This window comes from Saccharicrinis aurantiacus (assembly GCF_947489045.1).
In the GTDB taxonomy this organism is placed as follows: Bacteria; Bacteroidota; Bacteroidia; order Bacteroidales; family Marinilabiliaceae; genus Saccharicrinis; species Saccharicrinis aurantiacus.
Genome location: NZ_CANLCN010000010.1, coordinates 188,244 through 213,470, shown reverse-complemented (window position 1 = coordinate 213,470; position 25,227 = coordinate 188,244). Strand labels below are relative to the sequence as shown.

The window sequence follows — 25,227 nt, the reverse complement described above, 5'->3', positions numbered from 1 at the left end:
TATCCCTTAAAGCTTAATTCATGGATGGTAATGTTGTTGCAATATCATACAAATAGAGGTATAACTTAAACGCATGTTTTTATACGCTGATATAATTTTGTAATGATGTTGGAAACCTATTTAGAATAAAGGTGATGTTTTTTTTAAAATAAGGGAACCTAAAACTGGTTCCCTTATGTGTTTTTTTTGCTAAATATTCAGCAGCTTAGTGCTTGATGTTTATTTTTTTAACATTGGTAAAGTTATTACCTTTTACTTTAATAATGTAAAGGCCATTAACTAAGTTAGTTACATTTACTGACGCACTAGTACTTTCAATATTTTGTGTTAAATATAATTTACCATCTAAAGAATAGATCTCAATAGTTGTTGTACCGTAATCTAGTTCAGCTGGTAAAATAACTTTTACAACATCAGAAGCAGGGTTTGGGTATATGTTTATATCTTCTGAAATTGCTGAATTAACAGATGTTGCAGTTTCATCAGCTGTATAAATATGATCGACATATATTTTAACCTTTGAAGGTGATGTTAGGTCAAAACGAGTGGCTTTATCCCATGTAAAATTATTGCTAAATTCGTCCTTAGATACGGCAACTTCATGCCATTGGTCTGCAGCAAATGTGGTACCCTCAGGATACGAGTCTCCAAGTCCTTTCCATCCTGTGTCTGAGTAGATGCCATCATACCATCTAACTAGGTTGATTACTGGTAGATCAGCTGCTGTAATAGTTTCTGTGGGATATATATTAACAAAAACTGTATTTCCTGAAGATAGATCTGCAAAAGATTCTTGATTGATCTGTACTTCCCAATTTCCATCTGCTTGTATAGGCTCTATTTCAAGAGAAGTACCAGAAACTGCAAATTCGCTGCTTGCAGGGATTCCTCCTGATTCATTTTTGATTGAATTCTCGTGTATATAAACTCTTGAATGGTATGTGTCATTATCTGCATCTTGGAAAAAGAAAGATTGTGCACTTAGTGCCGATAATACGAAGGTAAAAGCTAATGTTAAAATGTAATTTTTTTTCATTCTGTTAGTTTTAAATATTAGAAATATATCCTTGTTAACTAACCATGGTCGTATTCATTAATATATTTTAAATGAATTATTTTTTAATTAACAAGAGGATGATTTAAGTGTGCTAGCTTTACAAATATATTTAATCAGATAAATAGCCTGCTATTATCATATACATAACAATTTCTTAAGCTTTTTTTTCTTGTTATTTAACTACTTAAACGCTACTCAACCTTATAGAGGTGCGTATGTAAGGTGTTTGTAGATAGGTTTTTATTGCGGATGCTGTAATTGTGTTGCGTTATGTTTTAATTTAGATGTTTAATGATGTGTCGCTGTTTGTAATCTAAAATTATATTTATATAACACTACTTTAAAAATGAATTTGCTTTGTAGATTAATAGATTAATATGTTTTGTGATGATTGTATCATCTTGCATAAATGAGCACATAATATCAACACGCGAGTTTTTTCGAAATACCCTTTTGAAGTAAATAATCAATTTGATATTATCTGGGTTAAACAGTTTCTGTCTGTACGGTAATAGACACTAATATTAATAAGTATGATAAAAGGGCTTCATATAATACCAATTTTGTTATGGCATTATATGAAGCCCTAAATTAATTTCATCTGTAACTAAAAAACTTTGTTTTGCCAATTACATTATAGAGATAGTAAAAATTCTGTTAGGTTAGTTTCTGAATCTAAGGATAATCTTTTTCTCAAACGATATCGATGATTTTCAACAGCTCTTACAGTAATACCTAGCATTGGTGCAATTTCTTTTGATGTGAGATTTATTCTTAAATAGGCACATAACCTAAGATCGCTTTGTGTTAACTCTGGGAATCTAATCATTAGATTTTTAAAAAACGACTCATGGGTTTGAGTAAAGTTAGTTTCGAATATTTTCCAATCGTCTTGACCAGATATATTCTCCTCAATTTTTTTAACAATATCATAATAATATTTGTCAGGATAGCGTGTGCCAAGTTGTTCCTTTTGTTTTTCTATTTTATCTTTTAAACTTAGGAGTAACTCGTTCTTTTTAATAATACCTAAAGTTGAATTGGCAAGTTGTTGACTCTTAAACGAAATTTCACCTTTTAACTTAGCATTTCGGAGTTCTATTATCTCTTTTTCTTTAATGAGTCTATTTTGTTTTTCTTTATTAATAATTTGCTTTGTTGATATAATCTTGATTAAGTATATGATGATGAGTATAAAAATTAAATAAGCAAACTTGGCATAGTTGGTTTCGTACCAAGGGGGTAATATTTTAATAGTGATCTGATTTATGTCAGATTCTTTTCCCCATCCGTTTATTGTTTTAATGTTAATTGTGTAAGTTCTAGGTGATAGTCGGTTTAATTCTATCTTGGGTTCATCTTGAGGCTCAGACCAAGCATTGCTTAGTCCTTCTACTTTGTATTTGTATTTTTTTGTATTATTCGAGTAATAGGGGGAACTATAAATTAATGATATATTGTTATTATTATGAGCTAGTTCATAATAGTTAGTGTCAATGTTTAATTTCTGGATGTTATTTTGATTATCATAAGTACTGAATGAACGTAGATATATTTTTTTACCAAGAATTTCACTACCCTCTTCTATTGTTGTTGTATTTAATATGGCATAACCATTTTCTAAACCAACCAAAGCGTTGTTTTTATCTAAAGCACTAATGTTCTTAAATCTAGGTATGAGTTGATTCTCAAATAATTCTACCGGAAATTCTTTAATTAATGAAACGTTTAATCCATTTATAGTAAAGCAAGCCACTCCATTTGTACCTATAAACCAGTAATGATTATTCGGAGCTTTTATAATTTGTGTGGCATTTTTATGTATCCCCAAATTCTCGTTTAAAGATGTGTAAGCAATAATCGAATCTTTTATATCATCATAAGTATACAATCCTTTATGGGATGTAAAAACAATTCGATTTTCTATTTTGTAAACATAGTTGCTACCTCCTTTCGAATTATATGTGTTGTTAGGGTTATAGTGCGTGATGCTTGTTGTTGAGTCGTATTTACTAGTCAAATTTATTTTAAATATACCTTTGTAGAAATGACTGGCCCATAGGTTCTGTACATGATCAAACTCAAGGTGGTTAATTAGATTGTAAAAACCTTTGTTTGTACCTATTTTTTCAAGTCCTATGGGTGTTTTTTTATACAAAACAAGATCAGAGTAGGTAGATTGAATATATGTGTAATCAGACTCAGGAATTTTTGTGAAGGCATTTCCACCTGTATTATCCGATATTTTTCGAATTTGATTATCCTTTATAACAAAAGTACTGTCTGTATGACCAACCACTAATTCGTCTCCCACTACTTTACAGTTCCAAACTTGGCCACCTTCGGTTCCCTTAAGTAATTTAAATTTCGGCTTACTCTCATTCCAAGGTGAATAAAAGAGCCCTTGATTTGTGCCTAAGTATAATTGCTTATTATGCAGAGCCGCACAATATACGGCACCGATATTTGCATTCTTAATTTTTCGATATGCTAATTTAGATTGATGGGACACAAAATCGATCCCTTTGTCCGAAGCTATCCAAAGATTACTGAAATTATCTATGCTAATATCATATACATTATTACTCTGTAATCCATCACTAGTGTTGATTTTATACATTAACTCTCCCGTTTTAGATAAAATCTCTAGTCCCCCAAGTATTGTTCCAATAGCTATGTCACCATTCTTAAGATCAAATCCTCTATTGATTTTGTTTTTTGAAAGAGCATCATTATTTGGGTTATGCCATTGGCTTATGTTCTGAGTTGCTTTATTAATTATAAATAAGCCATGCGATCGTGTACCTATGATTAACTCATTTTTGTTTTCCCCCGAGATTACAAATACAATAGATTTATTATTGAAAAATGACGATTCGATTAATGGTTCAAACTTGAGATCATTAATGGTATAAATTCCATGTCCGTGTATTGAAAAAATAACCGTATCATCAATTACTGTAGTGTAATTTACAAAACCAAATAAATTTATTTTATCAAATTTATTGTCTTTATATCTGAATAAATTAGAAAACGAATGAAAATATAAAGCATCATCGGATTGTAATATTGTCCAAAATTCTTCATTTTCTAATAATTGATCTTCAATAGAAGGTGTTAACGAAGTATAATGTAATTCACCCTTTACATCTTTCTCCCAATAACCAATTTCTCTAAAACCACAGGAGTAAATTCTACCATTCTCATTAATTGAGATGGCTCGCATAGTCGAATTATTAGGAGTTTCATTCAATGACCAATTTGACCCATCAAATGATAATAAACCGTAATCATTGGCAAAATATAGTTCATTCTGTTTTCCATGTGTTATCGACCAATTTTTACTTGCTCCATTGTATTGGTCTTTTTTAAAATTTGTTATCTGGATTGATTGTCCATTTAGATCAAAAATACCTAGTGTAATAAATAAGTAAACATATATATGCTGCAATTTGGAAGCAGTTATAAGGCTTTTTAAAATACGGAATATATATCCATTGGCCATAATAATATAGGTGTTAAATAATTATAATTGAAATTATCTTTTATGATCAGCAGGATTATAATAGGAATACACAAAACTAACAATAGAAACTATTTTTAGAAATAATTTGAGGTCTTATTTTGGGCTTTCTGATACCACTTCCTCTAATTTATTTTTAAATATAACACTTGTGGTGTTATGTGTTGTAATGCCTTTTATTACAGTGTTTAGTGTTTTTAAAAATATGTAATTGAGTAGTCTTTGAGTAGTGTGGTTTAATTTTTATCTATCCTTAAGAAGTTGTAGTGTAGGGTTTTCTTTTGTGGACATATAGACCTAAACTATTTTTAACACATCAAAACGATATTTAAATAATTACTTTATGAAAAAAGAAATCACATTAATATGGATTTGTCTAGTATTTAGTGTTTCAATTATTGCACAGAATAAGATAATTGTAAGCGGTAAAGTATCTGAAGAAGGAGGTGGAGCAATCCCTGGGGTTACTGTTATGACTGTAGGTGCAGGTAATGGAGGAATTACTGATTTCGACGGGAATTATTCAATTGAAGCAGGTGCTTCTGATACCCTACAGTTCTCATTTATTGGATTCGAAACTAAATTAGTACCTATTAATGGAAATATCCATCACAACGTAATCTTAGGAGAAAGTTTTTCGATGGTTGAAGAAGTTGTAGTAGTAGGTTATGGAGAAATGAAGGTCAAGGATCTAACCTCAGCCATTACTACAGTTAAATCGGACGTTATATCAAGCTCATCAACATCGCAAGCAATGCAATCATTACAAGGTAAAGTTGCTGGTTTGCAAATAACAAGTGCTGGTGCACCTGGTGAGAGTCCTAATGTGAGAATTAGGGGAGTTGGCTCGTTTCCTGGGGTAGGTGATGGGAATCCTTTGTATGTAGTAGATGGCGTGTTTTTCGATGATATTGGTTTCTTAAATACTAATGATATTGAATCAATGACTGTCCTTAAAGATGCTTCGGCTAGTGCTATATATGGTGTACGAGCGGCAAATGGTGTTGTTCTTGTGGAAACCAAATCAGGTACAAAAGGAAAAGGTCAAATTACTTACGATGGATACTATGGTATTCAGCGTGCCCAAAACGTTTTAGAAATGGCAAATACCGATCAGTATATATCTTTTATTGATGATGCTGGTTTGTTCGCACAAAAAGTGTCGATTAGAAATGCTATAAATAGATATGGAGCAAACCCAAATAATGCGAGTAGACCTAATGTAGATACAGATTGGTACAACGAATTATTAAGATTAGCTCCAATGCAAAATCATAGTTTGAGTTTTTCTGGAGGTAACGATAAGGCAACTTATTCTACAGGGATTAACTTTTTTAATCAAGAAGGTATATTAGATATGCCTAACAGCTTTCAGCGTGTTAACCTGAGAGGTAAATTTGATTTTGAAGTAAATAACTGGTTAAAAGTAGGTTCTAATGTTATGGCGAGTACTTCAAAACGTGAAAAGGATAATCCCTCAGCGTGGGATCAAGCGTATTATGCTGTACCTATTTTACCTGTATACGATGAACATTCATCCGATGCTTTTCCATTAAATCTTGGATCTGCTAGAAATATTGGTTACAGAAACGACCAAAACCCTTTTACTGCAACTAATTTTTATGAAGGTTTATTCGAAGAAAAGAAGTTTGTAGTGAGTACTTTTCTTGATGCTTCTATAATAAAAGATAAGTTGAAATTTAGAACAATGTATAGTATCGATCATGCTGCTCTAGAAGATCGAAATGCATCGCATAGTTATTCTTTAATTGATTTAACGGATGATAATAGAGATGATTTTTCAGCTCCATTAAATAGTCTTTCAAAATCGTTTCAAAATTTTGATAATACCACCTGGGATAATACGCTAACGTATACCGATAATGTTGGTAATAGTTCTTTCACTATTATGGCAGGTACTTCTTATCGTCAAGAAAAGAGATCATTATTGTTTGGCTCTGCATCTAATGTGCCACTTGACGATTTAGCCACTTGGTATTTAAATTTAGCAACAAATAAAAATGAATTAGGCTATGGCGATGATGGATATCGTTATGAGAACATGTCGTACTTCGGTCGTTTTTCATACTCATATAAAAGTAAATACTTATTGTATGGTACGGTAAGAGCTGATGGTACTAGTAAATTTCAAGAGCAATGGGGCTATTTCCCTACAGTTGGAGCAGGATGGGTGATCTCAGAAGAATCATTTATGAATAATATAAATGCTCTCGACTATTTAAAAATTAGAGGTAGCTGGGGACAATTAGGTAATAATAAAGTAAACCCTAGTGATGGAGCCCGATCATTAAGTGTTATACAAGGAATATTTGATGGCCAATTTATACCTGGATTTACTACCTCAAATACATTTGAGTGGCTCGATTGGGAGGTTAATGAGGTCTCAAACATAGGTATATCTGCTAATTTCTTACGAAATAGGTTGTCACTTGAGCTGGATTATTTTAAGCGTCTTACAAAAAATGCCATTATCCCTGTTTCATTACCTGTTATCGGAGGTTCGATTCGCAAAAATGTTGGTACTATTCAGAATAAAGGTTTAGAAGTGGTACTTAATTGGTCAGATAAAGTGAACGATAACTTTAGTTATTCAATTGGAGGTAATGTATCAACACTTGATAATCAGGTGACTGATTTGTACGGAGAGCCGTATTTAGATGGTGGTGAAACTGAGTTTCAACAAAGATCAGTTGTGGGTCAGCCTATAATGTCATTTTTTGGTTACCAAGTAGAAGGTGTTTACCAAACACAAGCTGAGATTAATAACGATCCAATTGCAAGAAGTAATGGTTTAGCTCCTGGTGATTTAAAGTTTAAAGATCAAGATAACAATGGAGTGATAGATGGTGATGATAGAGTTTTTCTTGGCTCTCCTATACCCACACTTACCTATGGTGTAGATCTTAGTATTCAATATAAAAGATGGGACTTAGCAGCTAGTGTTATCGGACAAATGGGTAATAAAATATTAAACAGAAAACGTGGTAATATTATATGGACAAGTGATGTAAATATTGATGCTGACTTAGCTAAAAATGTTTGGAATGGCGAAGGTACTTCTAATTCGTATCCTTCAGCAGCAGGTTTATACAGAGGATGGAATCAAAATATGAGTTCTTTCTTTGTTGAGGATGGCTCATTTTTCAGAATACAAAATGTAAGATTGGGATATGATTTTAATAATATGAACATAGGTGGTGTTGATTTACCTGATATGAAATTCACCTTATCTGCCGAGAGACCTCTTACCTTATTTGGTTATAACGGGTTTACTCCTGAGGTTGATAACGGTGTTGATAAAACCACCTACCCTGTGCCTGCAATCTATACCGTTGGAGTTAATATTAAATTTTAAGAGTATTTGTTTAATGCATTAATACTTGCGCATAATTACTGCGTTGGTTGTAAAATATTAAAGTATGAAAATTACAAAAGCTATAAAACAACTTGCAATAGCAATATTAATAGTTGTATCCATGGTTGCTTGCCATGATAATTTAAACGTACATCCAGAAAATACCGTTTTGGATTCTCAGGTTGATTATACAACTACTGAACAAATGGAAGGTTTGTTAGTTGGTGCCTATGCCGAATTTCAATATAGATGGGAAGGTTGGGTTTGGAAAGATTGGTCTGTTTATTTATTAACAACATTGCGGGGCGATGATGTTGAAAAAGGAGCTAAGGGAGATCAGAAGCCCTTAGGTGACACTGATTCCTTAAAATATAGTAATACTTTTTGGATGTATAACGATGTTTGGGAGCGTTTATACACTAAAGTATATGCTGTCGAAAATGCATTAGATCATTTCAATATATATAAAGAGTATGGTACTGGGCTTGATGTTGTAGATCAATATATTGCAGAAGTTAACGTATTAAAAGCATATTCATTATATCAATTGACTCAGGTGTGGGGTGATATTTTAATCCCTGAATCTAATGCTGTGTACGACCTTGTTGATACCAAACTTACCCAAAGAGAGGATGTACTTAAGTATATTTCTGAACTAATGGCGGTTTCTATTCCTAATTTACCAGATTTACATCCCGTTGATAGAAGCGATTTACGAGGAGGGGTTACAAAGCATACAGCTTATGCCATTAAAGCAAAAGTAGATCTTGATCTGAAAGATTTTGATGCTGTGGTCGAGTCAACAAACGAAATAATTAAATCGGGGTGGTTCCAGTTAGAAGAAGATTATCGTAATTTATTTTTGCTCCAAGGAAAATTAAATAAAGAGAACCTGTTCGAAATGCAATACTTTGCCAATGGTAATGATGATGCATCACCAGTTATGCAATTCGAAGCTTTTGGACCAAATAACTGGGAGCCTGCAAGAGCCGGTGTAACCTGGGGATGGGGATATTACGAGCCAACAACTAAGTTTATTAAGCATATGATAGATCGCGAAGATTCGGTTAGATTAGAAGCGAGTGTACTATTTACAAATGCGGGGATAAATGAAATTAGAAAAGACCCGAATTACGCTGTTATACCAGATTATATTTCTTCTACTACACGATATGGTGATAAAATTATAGATAACGCACGTTCTAAATTTAATAGTGGTAAGCATTACTTGCCATCTGTCCAAATTCCTGATGGTAATACAAAATATGGAGCAGGCAAAAACCTAATTATTATTAGATATGCCGAAGTATTACTAATGCATGCAGAGGCTATAACTCAAGGAGCAAGTTCTACAGAAATGTCAGCCCTTGAAGCCATTAATTTAGTGAGAAAAAGAGCAAAAATTGATCCATTACTGAGTGTAACTCTAAACGATGTTTTAGACGAAAAATATGCCGAATTAGCCATGGAATGGGGAATACGCTATGCCGATATGGTTAGGTACAAAAAGTACGATGAATTGAGTTACGACGGTAGAGAATTTTCGGATGATAAACTGTATTTACCTTATCCTCAAAAGCAGATGGATTTGCTAAATGGATTACAATAATTATTAAATTTTACAATTAAATCAAATTGACATGAAAATGAAAAACATTTTTAAATTTATGATGCTTGCACTAGCAACTAGTGTAATGTTTACTGCCTGTAATAAAGACGATGATAAAGGAAACGATAATGGCGTCGACGATAATGGCGTCGACGATAATAACAGCGCCGCTTATGGTGAAGTTTTATACCTTTCTTTTGATGAGGATTTTACTGAGCATATATCCGAGGGTACCGTTAATGTAGAAGGAAAGCCTACTATTTCTTCTGATGCTAAATTTGGTACTGGTTCGTATCAAGGTGCTGCAGATTCTTATTTAACAATCCCTTCTGAGGATTACATCTCTAAAGATGGTGGTGAGTTAACTGTCGCTTTTTGGTTCAAACCAGCCCCTAACTCTAATGCTAGAGCAGGTTTATTTCTATTCGGAGCCGCTGAATGGGATGGTAATGATAACAATAGAGCAGATGGTTGTAGAATTTTTCATGAAGAGTATTTTAACGAAGAGACGGAATTTGCTACAGATGCAAAGTTTGGTGCCAATGCGGGTTGGGATTTTGCCGCAGAGAATATGAAAGGTGATGAGTGGTTGTCATTAGACGATAAAGCTTGGTTTGTTGCTTCGGATGCGCCTGAATGGCAATTTGTTACGCTTACTATGAAAGAAGGATTCTATAGAACGTATATCAACGGTGAAATAGCTAAGGCTTCAGAAGGTTACGCTAATGGTGTTGATGAAAGTGATGGTTTTAGTCCAGATAGCCCAAACAAATTATTAGTGCCTAATTTCAAAAACTGCGAATTATTTACAATTGGTTCAGGAGAGCCTACATTCAATTACTGGGGAATGTTATCTGAGCTTGGTCAAATTGACGAATTCAGAATCTTTGACAAAGCATTAACTCAAGAGGAAATCAAAGTCGTAATGGACGACCTATTAAATTAATAAATCCCTTTTTTTTGGAGGATTGGCGTATGCCAATCTTCCTTCAATACCCTATGCCTACAATTGAAATACATCTCTTGTATATATAACATACCGTTATTTTAAATCATTAACTATGATTAATAGAATATTTATTACATTACTACTATGTTTTTTTATTAATGCTATAAATGCACAAGTAGTACATTTTTTTGAAGATGGTACAGATGATTTATATTATGATCAGGGTATCGTTGATGAAGACAACATTGGGGATAGCCAATTCGAAAGCACTCATGTTACAGGTCTGCCACAATTTGGTAATAAGATTCCTTGTTCGACCACTAGATACATGGGAAATACCTCCCTTCGATTTACCTACACATCTGCTGCCAACGGACAATGGCGTGCATTAGTCTTAAGAAATGATTGGGCTGCTATAAATATATCTACTATGGATTCATTATCCTTTTATATATATTCTGAAAATGCAATAAGCAATACATCACTTCCGTTAATAGGAGTAACAGCAATTAATGGTACTGGTGCTGAAGAATCTTCGCAAGCTTATGCTCTAAGTGCTCATCATTCTGAAAATATAAAAGCAAATACTTGGACCAAAATTAATTTTCCACTAAAAGAATTATTTGATGATTCTAATAACAATGGCTTAGATTTCACTCAAACTAAAGCGATCTTTTTTCAACAATCCGAATTTGATGGATCTACAAAAACAATTCTTGTTGATGAAGTCTGTGTTTTTAAACATTACGATAACCTACCAGCAATTGAAAATTTAGCGCTAACAGGATACGATAGTCATGTCGAATTAACCTGGGATGCCCCAATGGATAACCTTACCTATAACGTATATGCCTCTTTTGATGGCGGAGTTAACTATGAATTAAGAGCAAATCATATCGAAGAAAACTTTTATTACGATTTTGTACCAAGCACTGCTAAAAATTCAGATATTCACTACCAAGTAACCACTAGTTTACAAGATTTAGAATCGATTCCAATTAAAGATCATGTTTCGGTAAGTGACTTTAGCGAAGATCAATTACTCGAAATGGTACAAGAATATACATTTCGCTATTTTTGGGAGGGAGCCCATCAAAATAGTGGTATGGCATTAGAGCGCCAACACGGTAGTGATAAAACGGTTGCATCAGGAGCCAGTGGTATGAGTTTAATGACTATGATTGTTGCTCACGAAAGAAACTGGCGTGATAAAAACGATATTATAGATCGTGTTTTGCAAATGCTAAATTTTCTAGAGAATTGTGATCGCTTCCACGGTGCTTTTTCCCACTGGTACAACGGTAATACTGGTAAAACCATACAATTTGGTCCTAAAGATGATGGCGGCGATATAGTTGAAACGGCTTATGTTGCTGTGGGTTTGATTGCTGTTAAAAACTATTTTACTGATGATACTGATCATAGACAAACTCAAATAAGAGAAATTGCCGATAGATTATGGCGCGAAATTGAGTGGACTTGGTATCAAAATGGTGAAGATGTGCTATGGTGGCATTGGTCTCCAAATTATGGATGGGACTTAGCAATGAGAATTCAAGGCCGAAAAGGTAGCTATAGTGAAACAATGATTGCCTACTTAATAGCCGGATGTTCTCCTACTTATCCAATCAGTAGAGACGTTTACGTAAAAGGATGGACTGATAATGGTAATATAGTAAACCCTCGCAATTTTTATGGTTACGAAATAACACAAAACATCGATTGGGGTGGACAAGCTTTTTGGACACAATATTCGTTTTTAGGTGTTAATCCTAAAGGTTTAAAAGATCAATATGGCGATTACTGGAAAGAATTAAGTAATTGCGTAAACATACATGTAGAATATGCTAAGGATAATCCTAAAGACTTTAGAAACTATAACGAAAATTGTTGGGGTATAACCGCAAGTGCAGATCCATATGTGGGTTACTGCGGACATTGGCCTCGTCACGATCGATTGGATAATGGCACAATTTCCCCAACAGGAGCTATTGGTAATTACCCATATGCACCCGAGGCAGCATTAAAGGCTCTAAAGTATTTTTATCAAGAAAGAGGTTCTGAATTGTGGGGTCAATATGGATTCTTTGGTGGATTAAATGATAATATGGATCGTGTTGACGATTACCTTCCTTGGTACGAATCCAACCCTGATTTTGGTAATATCACCTATTACGATATTGAAATAAATAATAATACTTGGATAGAGAATGATTATATAGGTATAGATCAAGGACCTATGGTTATAATGACTGAGAACCATAGAACTGGTTTATTGTGGGATATTGTTTCTAAAGATGAAGATGTACAAAATGGTTTAGAAGCATTAGGCTTTGAATATATGACAGGGGTACATGATATCGCAGATGGTGAAATCTCTATATACCCAAATCCAAGTAGAGGTGTATTTCAAATAAACACAGATATACCCCAAGGTCAAATGTGGAATATGAATATTTACTCCATCAATGGTGAGTTGGTTAAAAGTATTCAGGCTAATGTATCTAATACAACTATTAATTGCGCTGATTTAGCCAATGGGATATACATTATTCACTTTATAAATAATAAGAAACAATATCAAACTAAACTGATTATAAGTAAGTAAACTAAAGATTAAATGAAGATATTAAAAGGAATAGCATTGAGTTTGATTGTTTTAACATCTTGCCATGTTAGCAATAAAAAAACGGATATGGATATATTTGTTGATGGCTTGATGGATAAAATGACACTTCAGGAAAAAATTGGGCAATTAAACCTAGTGACACCTGGTGGAGGAATACTAACAGGTTCTGTTGTCAGTACTGATGTAGAACAAAAAATAAAAGATGGACAAGTAGGAGGGATATTTGGTATTTACGGACCAGAAAAAGTACGTCAGGCTCAATCTATTGCTGTTAATAGCCGACTTGGTATACCTATGTTATTTGGTTCTGATGTCATTCATGGCTATAAAACAACATATCCTATTCCATTAGGGTTGGCTTCTAGTTGGGATACAACTTTAATAAGTCAAACCGCAACAATGGCTGCTAAAGAAGCTACTGCTGATGGAATTTTTTGGAACTTCTCGCCTATGGTCGATATCGCTAAGGATGCTCGATGGGGAAGAATTGCTGAAGGAGCTGGTGAAGACGTTTACCTTGGTTCACAAATTGCCAAAGCAATGGTGAAAGGATACCAAGGAAACGATTTGGCCGATCCTACTACTATGATGGCAACGGTAAAACATATGGCTCTTTACGGTGCAGCAGAAGCTGGGCGCGATTATAATACTGTTGATATGAGTAGAGTAAGAATGTATAACGAGTACTTACCTCCATATAAAGCAGCTATCGATGCCGGTGTTGGCTGTGTAATGTCAGCATTTAATGATGTTGATGGTGTGCCTGCTTCTGGAAATAAATGGTTGTTAACAGATTTGTTAAGAGATGAGTGGGGCTTTAATGGTTTTGTAGTGTCAGATTATACATCCGTTAACGAAATGATAGACCATGGAATGGGCGATCTACAAGCGGTATCGGCACAATGTATAAATGCTGGTTTAGATATGGATATGGTTGGCGAAGGCTTTTTAACTACTCTTGAAAAATCATTAAACGAAGGTAAAGTAACAGAGAAAAGTATTGATATGGCATGCCGTCGAATTCTAGAAGCCAAATATAAATTGGGTTTATTCGATGATCCATTTAGATATCTTGATGATTCGAGACCATCAACAGATATATTATCTGAACAAAATAGAGATTTAGCTAGAGTGGCTGCGCAACGTTCTTTTGTGTTATTAAAAAATAATAACAATACATTGCCATTAAAAAAGAATCAGAAAGTTGCTCTTATAGGACCTTTTGCTAACGATAAATCCAATATGCTCGGTACTTGGGCACCTACTGGTGATGTCAATTTATCGGTAACTATTTTAGATGGTTTTATAAATCAATTGGGTTCTGCTAATAATGTACGCTATGCAAAAGGGGCTAACGTATCCGACGATTCTGAATTGGCAGCAAAAGTGAATGTTTTTGGTACTCGTATCGATATTGACAAGCGATCTTCAAAACAAATGATTCAAGAAGCAAAATCTATTGCAGCATCTTCTGATGTGATTGTAGCCATAGTTGGCGAAGCTTCTGAAATGAGCGGTGAATCATCAAGTCGATCAGATATTGTCATTCCAGCATCTCAGAAATTATTAATAAAAGAACTTAAAAAAACAGGAAAACCATTAGTATTGCTTACCATGAGTGGTCGTCCATTGGCATTAGGAGAAGAGTTAGAGGCTGCAGATGCTCTAATGCAAATTTGGAACCCAGGTGTTGAGGCTGGTAACGCAGTTGCAGATGTTCTTTATGGCGTGTATAATCCATCAGGTAAATTACCAGTTAGCTTTCCGCGCAACGTCGGACAAGTACCAATTTACTATTCTCAAAAGATAACAGGTAGACCTCAAGAAGGTGAAGATTTTCAAAAATTTAAATCTAATTATTTAGATGTTGAAAACTCACCACTCTTTCCTTTTGGTTATGGTTTAAGCTATACAAGGTTTGAGTATTCAAATTTAAAACTGAGTACAAACAAACTAAACTTTAATAATACCATTGTAGCTACCATCGATGTTACTAATAGAGGAAAGCTTGATGGAGAAGAAACCGTTCAATTATATATTAGAGATATGGTTTCGAGCATTACACCAGCCATTAAAGAATTGAAAGGTTTTTCTAAAGTGTTTATTCCATCAGGTGAAACCAGAAGTGTTAAATTTAATATTGCTGCAGATGATCTCCGTTTTTATAATGCAGCTCTAGAATTTGTTGCCGAAAGAGGAGATTTTGAAGCGCAAATAGGAACCAATTCAAACGATGTATTAATAGCCCCATTTACTTTAGAGTAATTAATTCACGCTTATAACATTAAAAATATATAGGACCCATTCAATAATGGTCCCTAAAACAAAAGAACAACTATATGAAAAATACAATTAACATGCGATACATTTTTATACTAGCAGCGTGTATTAGTTTTTTATTGCAAAGTTGCGATAAATATGAATATCCATTTCGAAACCCTGATTTACCTTTAGAGGAGCGTTTAGATGATATAATTGGTAGATTAACTTTGCAGGAGAAAGCAATCCTAATGATTGATATGACTCAAAATATTGATCGTTTAGGTATACCAAGTTGGCCGCGTGGCGAAGCATTACACGGATTAGCATATCCGAGAGAAAACAACGCCACGGTTTTTCCAATTAATATTGGTATGGCGAGTTCTTTTAATCCTGCTTTAGTTGAACAAGCAGCACATTCTATGGCTATTGAAGCAAGAGCGCAATACCATGGAGGTCCAACCTTACCCGGTTTTAATGTGTCAGGTCCATTAACGTTTTATAGCCCCGATTTAAATATAGCACGTGATCCACGTTGGGGAAGAACTCAAGAGACATTTGGTGAAGACCCTTTCTTGGTTAGTAGAATGGGAGTAGGATTTATTAAAGGTTTACAAGGTTATGACGAAAATTACCTAATGACGGTGGCTACACCAAAGCATTATATTGCCAATAATAAGGAAGTTGGTAGATTCTCATTAAACGCCGAGATTCCTGAGAAATCATTGCGTGAGTATTATATGCCTGCTTTTAAAGCAGCAATTGTTGAGGCTAATGCGCAAAGTATCATGAGCTCTTATAACGCTATCAATGGCGATCCGGGTTGTGCTAATCCATTTTTATTGAAAGATGTATTACGCGGCGAGTGGGGTTTTGATGGTTATACTGTTTCTGATGGTGATGGAGTTCGTCTACTAAACAAAGGAACTATTGTTATGGACAGCGAAGGCCATGAGCTAACCAATACTTTTGAAGAGGCTGTTGCTTTGGCACTAAAGAGTGGTACAGATATGGAATTAGGACCTATTTACCGTGATCATATTCCTGCAGCTCTTGAACAAGGTTTAATTACTGAAGAATTAATTGATGAGCGTTTAAGAAATATATTAAGAGTTCGTTTTAAGACTGGTCAATTCGATCCTGTAGAAAGAATTCCATTTGCCAATATCCCATTTGAAAAAATGTGTAGTCCTGAACATGCTGAGCTTTCAGGCAAACTAGAGCGTGAATCATATGTGCTATTAGAGAATAAGACTTTAGCAAACGGTAAAAAACTACTTCCTTTAAATAAGGATGATATTAAATCGATTGCAGTTGTTGGCCCACATGCAACGGATACATATCATGGTATTTACTCAGGTACACCTAAAAGAGCCTACTCTGTATTAGAAGGAATAGAGTTAATGTGTGGTGACGATATTACAGTAAATCATATTCCTTGGGAAAAAAGTGAAAAAGGAACCATTTTAGGCGTTCAGCATACTGTAACCAGAGGTGCAGATGGTTTAGCTGGTTGGGATGCTGAATATTTTAACAATAGCAATCTTGAAGGAACTCCATTAAAAGTTAAGAAGGATAAGGAAATTAGCTTTAATTGGGGAGGGTATAGTCCTTTTGATGGCATGCCCTACGATCACTTTTCAGTTCGTTGGACTGCCTCAATTGTGCCACCTAAATCAGGTAATTATACATTTACAACAGTAAGTGACGATGGTGTTAGAATGTATATTAATGGTAAAATGATTATTGACGATTGGAATTCTCATGGAGCCAAAGCCAATAGCTATAAAGTAAATTTGGATGCCACTAAAAAGTATGAAGTGGTTGTTGAGTATTTTGATGGAACGGGTGATGCAGAGATTTCTCTTTTCTGGGACTATGAAGGCAGAGAAACTAGCAATGATTCAGAAACTGTTGCAGCGGCAAAGTCTGATATTGTAATTGCATCCTTAGGCTTAAATTATGAGCACGAACACGAGCATCATACAGATCGTGAGTTTGCTGGTATTCCTGCAAATCAGTTAGAGATATTAAAAGAAATTGCGAAAGTAAATTCTAATATTATTGTTATTCTTCAGAATGGTAGTCCGGTGGCAGTAAATTGGATTAAAGAAAATATTCCTGCTGTAATTGAAACATGGTATAGAGGACAAGAAGGTGGTTTGGCTGTGGCCGATATGCTTTTTGGAAAGTATAATCCAGGAGGTAAACTACCAATTACATTTGTAAAATCTTTCGACGATTTACCATCAATAGATGATTATGATGTAAGCAATGGTAGAACCTATATGTACTCTAAGAAAGAAGCTCTTTACCCATTTGGTTATGGTTTATCATATACCAAGTTTAACTTCTCAAATATTCGTATTTCTAAAGACTCTTTTAATACCGAAGAAGACGTAGAAGTAACATTTACTATCGAGAATGTTGGTGATTACGATGGAGACGAAGTAGTGCAATTATATGTTAGAGAATCAAAGCATAACAAAGATCAACCTAAACGTAGACTAAGAGCATTTAAACGTTTAAACCTGAAAAAAGGCGAATCGCTAACCGAAACTTTAAAATTTAACACTAAAGATTTAGGCTATTGGAATGTCGATAAACAAATGTTTGAGGTTAATAAAAATTCTTATGTTTTAGAAATAGGAACTTCTTCTGTTGATTTTGAAGGAGCACTGAATTTTGTGATTAAATAATATATTTATTAGCCCCTGAAATCTTAAGTTCAGGGGCCAATATAAAATTCTACACAATGAAAATAAGAATGTTGAAATATTTATTAATGTGTTTAGGCATTTGTTTGTTGTCTTCATCTTGTAAAGATAAGAACGAACAGAATCCTGTAGATGATATTAAGCCAATTGTTGAAGAGCCAACTCTCCCTCTGTTAAATCAAGAATTTATGACAGGTAGCACTATTGTTTACACTGGTGTATTCACAGATAATGAAAAGCTAAAAGAGGCGGTATTTAATCTATCAAAGCTTAAATCATCTAATGGTATTGGTGATCCAGCGTGGAGTCCAGAACAGTTTAAAGTAGCTCTTGACGGCAAATCATTTACTTTGGATAAAGAACCAATTTTCAGTGAGGATGTTCCCCCAGCAGAACCAGGATATTACTTGTTAAGTGTTTATTGTGAAGATTATGCAGGAAACAAATCAGAAGCAATAAGTGTACAAATTGTATTACTATAAATTATCACAAGACGTACAAAAATAATGTAGTTAAGCTAAATGTTTATCATCATAAATTTTGCGTCGAATTGGTTTACTAAAGCAATGTTTTTTTGTATCTTTGTAATAATCAAAGCATTAAAAAACAAACCAATATCAACCAAATTGATGGTGAGTTATTCGGGAGTAAGCCAAGTTGGTGTTCTTTAATTATATTGAAATATAAGCTTTTGCAGGCTTGGGGTCGAATCTCTCCACCCCGACGAAAAGTAAGAAAGCAGTTTCATTAATTTGAAGCTGCTTTTTTTGTTTTTATAGAGTTGAATAATCTTCCTTAATTAGAGTGTACTTCTAAAATATTTCAACACCGTAACCATTACTTTCAAATTAGTAACATCTGATTATTTGTATCATTTTGTGACCTTATATTGCATCTGAAAATTTTAAATATAAAATCAGATGAAATATAGCTTTGTATTACTGTGTTTAAATATTCCTCTTCTTTTTAATTCAATTTGGTGCTTCTCACCAATATTAGCACAATATTATCTTTCAGATCAGAGTAGTAGGTTACGACAATATTCTGGTACTTGGAATAGTTCAATACACCCAAACACAGATAGTATTTCAGTTAAGCCAAGTATAAGGATGTTTAATAATGTGAGCGGGGATAGTAAGTCCTTATTTGTTGTAGTAGAACAATTGAAAGATTCTTTGTATCAAAACCTATTGGTTGAAATGATTAGTTACGATAAAAACTCAGATACTATTATTGCTTTGGGGCAGCGGTCTGATGGAAGTTGCTTTATAGGCAAAGGAAAATATACTTCAGAAACAGATTGGGTGATGTCTGATAAAGACCTATTGGGTAATGACGTAATGAACGTGAGTTTTAAATTCAATAGCTATACAGATGTTTTGGTTCAGGGTTTTAACAATGAACAAAAAAGACTGTGGCAAACACGTTATATCAAGCAAAACCCAAAGGATAAAAAAATAGGAGTTCAATTAGTTTCTGTACATGATGAGATGTTGCTTGATGCGGAAAATACATTGTTACAATTGAGCAGAATGGGATACAGCTATGTAGAAACTTTTGTTTATAAAGAAGGGATGTTCTACGGTATGTCCCCCAATCATTTTAAAGAGAAAGTTGAGAGTGTAGGAATGAAATTTGTTGGTTCAATGACTTTTAAGGATCTGCCTACGGATGGGGGTTGGAAATCAACAATGGATTGGTGGTTGAAATGTATACAAGACCACAAAGAGGCAGGGGTTAAGTATATATCAACCTCAAATAACCAATTAAAACAAGTTAGTACTCAGGCAGAACTACAGCTTTTTTGCGATTATTACAATGCTATCGGTGATATGTGTAAGAAGAATGGAATTCAGTTTGTTTTCCACAATCATTCCGATGAGTTTAGGTATGTTCAAGGTGTTTGTATCTATAATTATTTTCTAGAGCATACCAATCCTGAATTGGTAGCTTTTCAGCCTGATTTATATTGGATGCATATCGGTGGAGCCAATCCCGTTAATTACTTTCACGTACCCTGGGCGTTTTTTTAGTTGGCATATAAAAGATTATAAAGAGTTAGGAGAGAGTGGTAAGATTCCATTTAGAGAGTATGTTGAATATGCAGAGAAGTCTGGTGTACAATATTTAATTGCAGAGGTGGAAGATTATAGTTATCCGCCACTTTATAGTACCTCATTGGCATGGGAATATATATACCATACCTTATTAAATAACTAGATAAAATTGAAACAATGAAATATCTAGTACTCATTTTAATTATTGCAATGTCCACTTTCATAAATGCACAGGATCAATTTAAACTCTTACTTTATACCCAACCAGATCGGTGGCACTCAGAGAGTATCCCTGCTGCAGTAGAAGCTTTTAAATTGTTATCAAAGAAGCATCAATTTCAATTGTTGTGGGCTGATGAACCAGCTAAGTTAATGGACTATTTAGGAGAGGTGTCTGTAGTTGTTTTTGTTAATTCAAATACAGATTTATTAAATACAGAGCAAATTCATCAATTCAGGGAATTTATTAATAAAGGAGTAGGTTTTGTGGGGATTCACAGTACTTCGGATAGTAAGGTGAAGAACAAGTGGTTTACACAACTAATTGGCGGTTCATTTACCGATCATCCTAGGTTTCAATCGGCAATTGTTGATGTACATAACGACAAATTTCCTGCAGTGTTGCATTTGACGAAAAGATTTGTTTGGAGTGATGAATGGTATAATTTTAATGAATTCCATCCTGATAAAGTAAATGTGGTTTTAACTGTTGATGAAGATTCTTACAATTACACTTTAGGTTATGATGATATCCCATTAAAAGGAATGGGCAAAAGCCACCCTGTTGCTTGGTATCATCAGTTTGATGGAGCTAGGGTTTTTTATACCGCCCTCGGTCATAAGCCCGAGAGTTACAAAAACGATGATTTTATGAAAATGATATTTGGCGGTATTTATTGGGTTTTGCAACCTTAATCATTTGTAAAATCCAGGCTATCTAGGTTGTTAGATTGCTTATTTTGTAAAGCAACGTATTCCTTAGGAGATACTCCATAGTATGCCTTGAATGAAGATGAAAAGTGTGATAAACTTGAAAAACCAATGGCATAGGCCACCTCGCTTACATTCATTTTTTTATTGGTTAAAATGTACGAGGCTTGTTTCATTCTTATGTTTCGTATTAGATCACGAGCAGATTGGTTGGTTAATTCTTTTAGTTTTCGATGTAAGTGTACACGGCTAATGCCCACGCTATCGGCTAACATTTCAACATTAAGTTCACTATTTGAGATATTATCTTTTATGATGGTCATTATTTTTTGCATTAAAATTTCATCGTGAGTTTTAATATTGGGAGCTTCAACCGTATACTGTTCTGCTTTTTTCTCAATTTTAGTTGCAATGCGCCTTCTGTTTTCAAGTAAGTTAGTTAATGATTTTTTTAAGAATGAAGTGTTAAAAGGTTTACTCATATACATATCGGCACCGGTTTCAATACCTTCAGCTTTATCCTCTTCTTTGGTTAAGGCGGTCAGCAGAATAATAGGTATGTGACTCGTATCGATATTGTTTTTCACCTTTTTACAAAAGCTAATGCCATCCATCTCAGGCATCATTATATCACTAATTATAATATCTGGTTTATCGTTTAATATATTGATGTGCGCTTGTTTCCCATTTTCGTATGCAATTACGGTATATCGTTCAGAAAACTCATTAATTAGGTAGTTTCTAATCTCCAATTCATCTTCCACAATCATTAATTTGTAATTCGTTTTAGCTTTGGTATCGCTAGTTCTGTCATCAACTAGTTTGCTAGGCATATGTTGGTGTATGGGAGTTGGAATTATATTATCATCAATAAGTAAATCTTTTTTTGGTAAATGTGCATTGCCCAATGGAATTTCTATAATAAATTCAGAACCGATATTATTTTCGCCATGCTGCATGTAAAGTCTACCTTTGTGCAGCTCAACCAATGATCTGGAAAGGTGCAGCCCTATGCCTGTGCCCGCATTATTACGGGTTTCTTGCGAATCAACCTGGTAGAATCGCTCAAATATTTTTTCATGTTGAGATTTATTTATCCCAATACCATTGTCGAGTATCGATATTTTTGCAAAGCTTCTTTCGTTTGCTTTAAATTGCGAAATTGTTAGACTTATCTTACCATCGTTGGGGGTAAATTTAAAGGCATTTGAGAGTAGGTTAATAATTACTTTTTCAAAATTAAGAGGATCAATCCAAACCTCAATATTTTCAGAATCGTTCAATACCGACAATTTAATATTCTTACTCGTTGCTAAATAATTGTAGGAAGATGTAATATTTTCGATGTAAGTTTTTAATTCTGTTTTTTGAAACTTAGTCAGCATTTGCGATTTATCCAATTTTCTAACATCAAGCAATTGATTTATCAAACGAAGAATACGATTTGAATTTTGCTGCATAATACTATAAAGTCGCATAGTTTCTGCATTGCTTTTTTGCGCTAATAATTTATCTAAAGGATCAATAATTAAGCTTAAGGGCGTGCGTATTTCATGTGACACATTAATGAAAAATTGCATTTTTTTATCATTCAATTTTTCAATCTCGATGTGTCTAAATTTATCTTTATACAAGCCAATAATCAACCACAGAAGCGTTGCTGTTATTACAAACCATAATAGTTTTGCCCAAGTAGTTTTGTACCATGGGGGATGAATTATAATGGTAAGTGCACGAGGCTCAGAGTAAGCATCTTTGTTGATACTGCGCACTTTAAAAATATAGGTGTTGTGTGGTAAATTAGTATAGCTTGCTTTTCTACTTTGTGCATCACTTTGGTTCCATTCCTTATCAAATCCTTCCATCATATATTCATATGATATACTTGATTGGCCGGCTAAGTTTTCAGAGGTAAATTCTATGGAAAATATATTATCCTTTTCATTTAAATGGATGGTGTCTTCTAATATGATAGATTCTGATAGAATTTTGTATTTGCCTGATTTGTCACCAATATTGACCGCTTTATTGTTTTTATTAAAATCGGTTAAAATCACATTAGGGGCTTTGTTTTTATAGGTATTATAATCTTTCTTAATTTCGGTAATGCCGTTAATTCCTCCAAAAAACAATTCGTTTATTGCTGTTTTGTATACGGCATTTCTAGAGAATTCGTTGGACTGTAAACCATCAGAAGCATAATAATTCACAAATGCTTCTTTGCCAGTATCCAACCTACTTAAACCTTTGTGGGTACTCATCCAAAGCTGAAAATATTCATCTTCTTCTATGGCACATATTACATTGCTAGCAAGGCCATCAATGGTAGTGTAGGTTTTACAATCTAAAGTATTCGGATTAATTTTAACCAAACCGCCATAAGTACCCGTCCAAATATTCCCTTTGTAATCCTCCTTAATACAATAAACCACATTGTTGGGTATGTTTTCATTATCCACATTAAAAAACGTGGCCTTATCGGTTTTGGGTTCTACTAATACTAAGCCATCATATGTGCCAACCCAAAAACGACCTTTATTATCAAGATGTACATCGTTTACCCATTTGGGTATAATATTATTTAGAGAGTCAGATACTGGAAGCTTATTTGTGAATGTTTCATTTTTAGGATTGAAGTTTATAACGCCAGCGCCAAAAGTTGCCAACCAAAAGTCCTCATTATTTCCATCTTTTATTACTGTTATAATGTCAGCTGGTATACTTTTAGGATTATTTGTATCGTGCTTAAAATATTTGGTTTGTTTTGTTTCCTTATTAAGTCTTATTAGACCACTAGAATAGGTTCCTATCCAAAGGAATTTTGCTGCATCTTTAAAACTAAAAATGTTATTGCCTTCAAGCTTACCTTTATTTCTTAATAGTATATTGGTTACTTTTTCTTTTGTTAAATCATAATGGTAAACGCCGTCGCCATCTGTTCCAATCCAAATGTTGTTTTTGTCTCCTGTAATTGCCGAAATACAATTTGAACCAATACTGTTCTCCCCAAACGCTTTATAGCCATAATTACTAAAAATATTCTGAGACTCGGGAAATAGAAATAAGCCCTTTTGAAAAATAGCAGTCCAAATATTGCCGTTGTTATCTTCTAATATGCTATGAACCTTACTTTTTGAGAAGTCGAATGGCGAACTAGGCGGCGAGTAGGGTACCAGTTTATTGTTTTTATAATTTAGGTGGTATAAACCCATTCCGTCACTAGCTACCCATAACTGATTTTTCGAGTCGAGGTAAACTGTTTTTACCGCTATGTCCGATGCTTTATCTAAATATTGAACTGTTAAGTTTTGCTTATCTATTTTAAGTAATCCGTTCTTTAAACTTCCGGCATATATATTGCCATCCTCACCTTCGCATATAGATGTGATATCATGCTTTAAAACTTTACCAGATTGTTTATCCACAACGGTACCGTTCTCATCGGTTTTCGGATTAAAATTAACAAGACCATCATTATCTGTTCCTATCCATAATATACCTTCACTATCTTCGAATAATGAGCGCATTAATAGACTAGGAAAACGGTTGTTAAATCGAGTAGAATATCTAGGTCGACCTAACTGAGTGGGTATTCGAATTAAACCATATCCAGAAGTAGCAATCCAAATATCTTGTGTTTCACTTATAATGATATCGGTAATAAATGGATGTATTTGTTGGTCATCAATATAAATTTTTACTTCAGAAAAAGATTGGTTGAGATGATTGTATTTTAATAGACCATTAAATAAGCCTACCCACAAATTTCCCTTTGTATCCTCTTTAACTTTTGTGATATAGTTGGCTTTTAGATTATTGCTCTCTTTAGTGAAGGTTGTGAATTTAATACCATCAAATCTATTTAATCCATCTTCAGTGGCTATCCAAATAAATCCTAAATGATCTTGATGAATATCGTTTATTAAACTATTTGATAAGCCCTGATTGTAATCGAAAAAACGCTTATTCTGACTCGTTATTGAGCAGGTAAAAAATAGACTAATGATTATGAATATAGATTTTAAGTGCAAGCGCATAGGTAGCGTTTTTTGTTAACGAATCTAAAATATAAAAAAACGCTTGGTTTGAGATTTTTAATTCTCATAATATTCCCAATTACC

At 33.9% G+C, this 25,227-nt stretch carries 13 protein-coding genes; 10 read left to right on the top strand and 3 right to left on the bottom strand.

Annotation, left to right across the window (positions count from 1 at the left end):
- Positions 1 to 205 precede the first annotated feature (205 nt).
- Positions 206 to 1,036, bottom strand: a complete 831-nt coding sequence (locus tag QMO11_RS13280) for a T9SS type A sorting domain-containing protein (RefSeq protein WP_282037727.1) — start codon at positions 1,034 to 1,036, stop codon at positions 206 to 208.
- 655 nt (positions 1,037 to 1,691) lie between these two features.
- Positions 1,692 to 4,562, bottom strand: coding sequence for a helix-turn-helix and ligand-binding sensor domain-containing protein (locus tag QMO11_RS13275; protein WP_282037726.1), 2,871 nt, complete (start codon positions 4,560 to 4,562; stop codon positions 1,692 to 1,694).
- A 361-nt stretch (positions 4,563 to 4,923) separates the two neighbouring features.
- Here QMO11_RS13275 and QMO11_RS13270 point away from each other — a divergent pair, with 361 nt between their 5' ends.
- The 10 genes from QMO11_RS13270 (at position 4,924) to QMO11_RS13225 (ending at position 21,091) form a co-directional block, all read left to right on the top strand.
- Positions 4,924 to 7,956: a SusC/RagA family TonB-linked outer membrane protein gene (locus QMO11_RS13270; RefSeq protein ID WP_282037725.1), complete on the top strand. Its 3,033-nt coding sequence runs from the start codon at positions 4,924 to 4,926 to the stop codon at positions 7,954 to 7,956.
- A gap of 64 nt (positions 7,957 to 8,020) precedes the next feature.
- Complete coding sequence (locus tag QMO11_RS13265; protein ID WP_282037724.1) at positions 8,021 to 9,565, top strand: RagB/SusD family nutrient uptake outer membrane protein; 1,545 nt, start codon at positions 8,021 to 8,023, stop codon at positions 9,563 to 9,565.
- Between the two features lie 37 nt (positions 9,566 to 9,602).
- Positions 9,603 to 10,511, top strand: a complete 909-nt coding sequence (locus tag QMO11_RS13260) for a LamG-like jellyroll fold domain-containing protein (RefSeq protein ID WP_282037723.1) — start codon at positions 9,603 to 9,605, stop codon at positions 10,509 to 10,511.
- A gap of 115 nt (positions 10,512 to 10,626) precedes the next feature.
- Positions 10,627 to 13,122 carry a glucoamylase family protein gene (locus QMO11_RS13255; protein ID WP_282037722.1) on the top strand — a complete coding sequence of 832 codons (2,496 nt, stop codon included), beginning with the start codon at positions 10,627 to 10,629 and terminating at the stop codon, positions 13,120 to 13,122.
- Positions 13,123 to 13,134: 12 nt separating this feature from the next.
- The gene (gene bglX / locus QMO11_RS13250; protein WP_282037721.1) at positions 13,135 to 15,408 is read left to right on the top strand and encodes a beta-glucosidase BglX; all 2,274 of its coding nucleotides are present in this window, start codon (positions 13,135 to 13,137) and stop codon (positions 15,406 to 15,408) included.
- A gap of 74 nt (positions 15,409 to 15,482) precedes the next feature.
- A complete protein-coding gene (locus tag QMO11_RS13245; RefSeq protein ID WP_282037720.1) occupies positions 15,483 to 18,101 on the top strand; it encodes a glycoside hydrolase family 3 protein in 2,619 nt (872 codons plus the stop codon).
- Between the two features lie 56 nt (positions 18,102 to 18,157).
- Positions 18,158 to 18,601, top strand: coding sequence for a hypothetical protein (locus QMO11_RS13240; RefSeq protein ID WP_282037719.1), 444 nt, complete (start codon positions 18,158 to 18,160; stop codon positions 18,599 to 18,601).
- 438 nt (positions 18,602 to 19,039) lie between these two features.
- Positions 19,040 to 20,152 carry a sugar phosphate isomerase/epimerase family protein gene (locus tag QMO11_RS13235; protein WP_282037718.1) on the top strand — a complete coding sequence of 371 codons (1,113 nt, stop codon included), beginning with the start codon at positions 19,040 to 19,042 and terminating at the stop codon, positions 20,150 to 20,152.
- Entirely contained in the window at positions 20,103 to 20,339 is a 237-nt protein-coding gene (locus QMO11_RS13230; protein ID WP_282037740.1) for a hypothetical protein, read from the top strand. The genes QMO11_RS13235 and QMO11_RS13230 overlap by 50 nt, the downstream gene beginning before the upstream one ends.
- Before the next feature lie 14 nt (positions 20,340 to 20,353).
- Positions 20,354 to 21,091 carry a ThuA domain-containing protein gene (locus QMO11_RS13225; protein ID WP_282037717.1) on the top strand — a complete coding sequence of 246 codons (738 nt, stop codon included), beginning with the start codon at positions 20,354 to 20,356 and terminating at the stop codon, positions 21,089 to 21,091.
- Here the strand turns inward: QMO11_RS13225 and QMO11_RS13220 are convergent.
- The gene (locus QMO11_RS13220) at positions 21,088 to 25,143 is read right to left on the bottom strand and encodes a hybrid sensor histidine kinase/response regulator (RefSeq protein WP_282037716.1); all 4,056 of its coding nucleotides are present in this window, start codon (positions 25,141 to 25,143) and stop codon (positions 21,088 to 21,090) included. The genes QMO11_RS13225 and QMO11_RS13220 overlap by 4 nt on opposite strands.
- Positions 25,144 to 25,227: the final 84 nt, after the last annotated feature.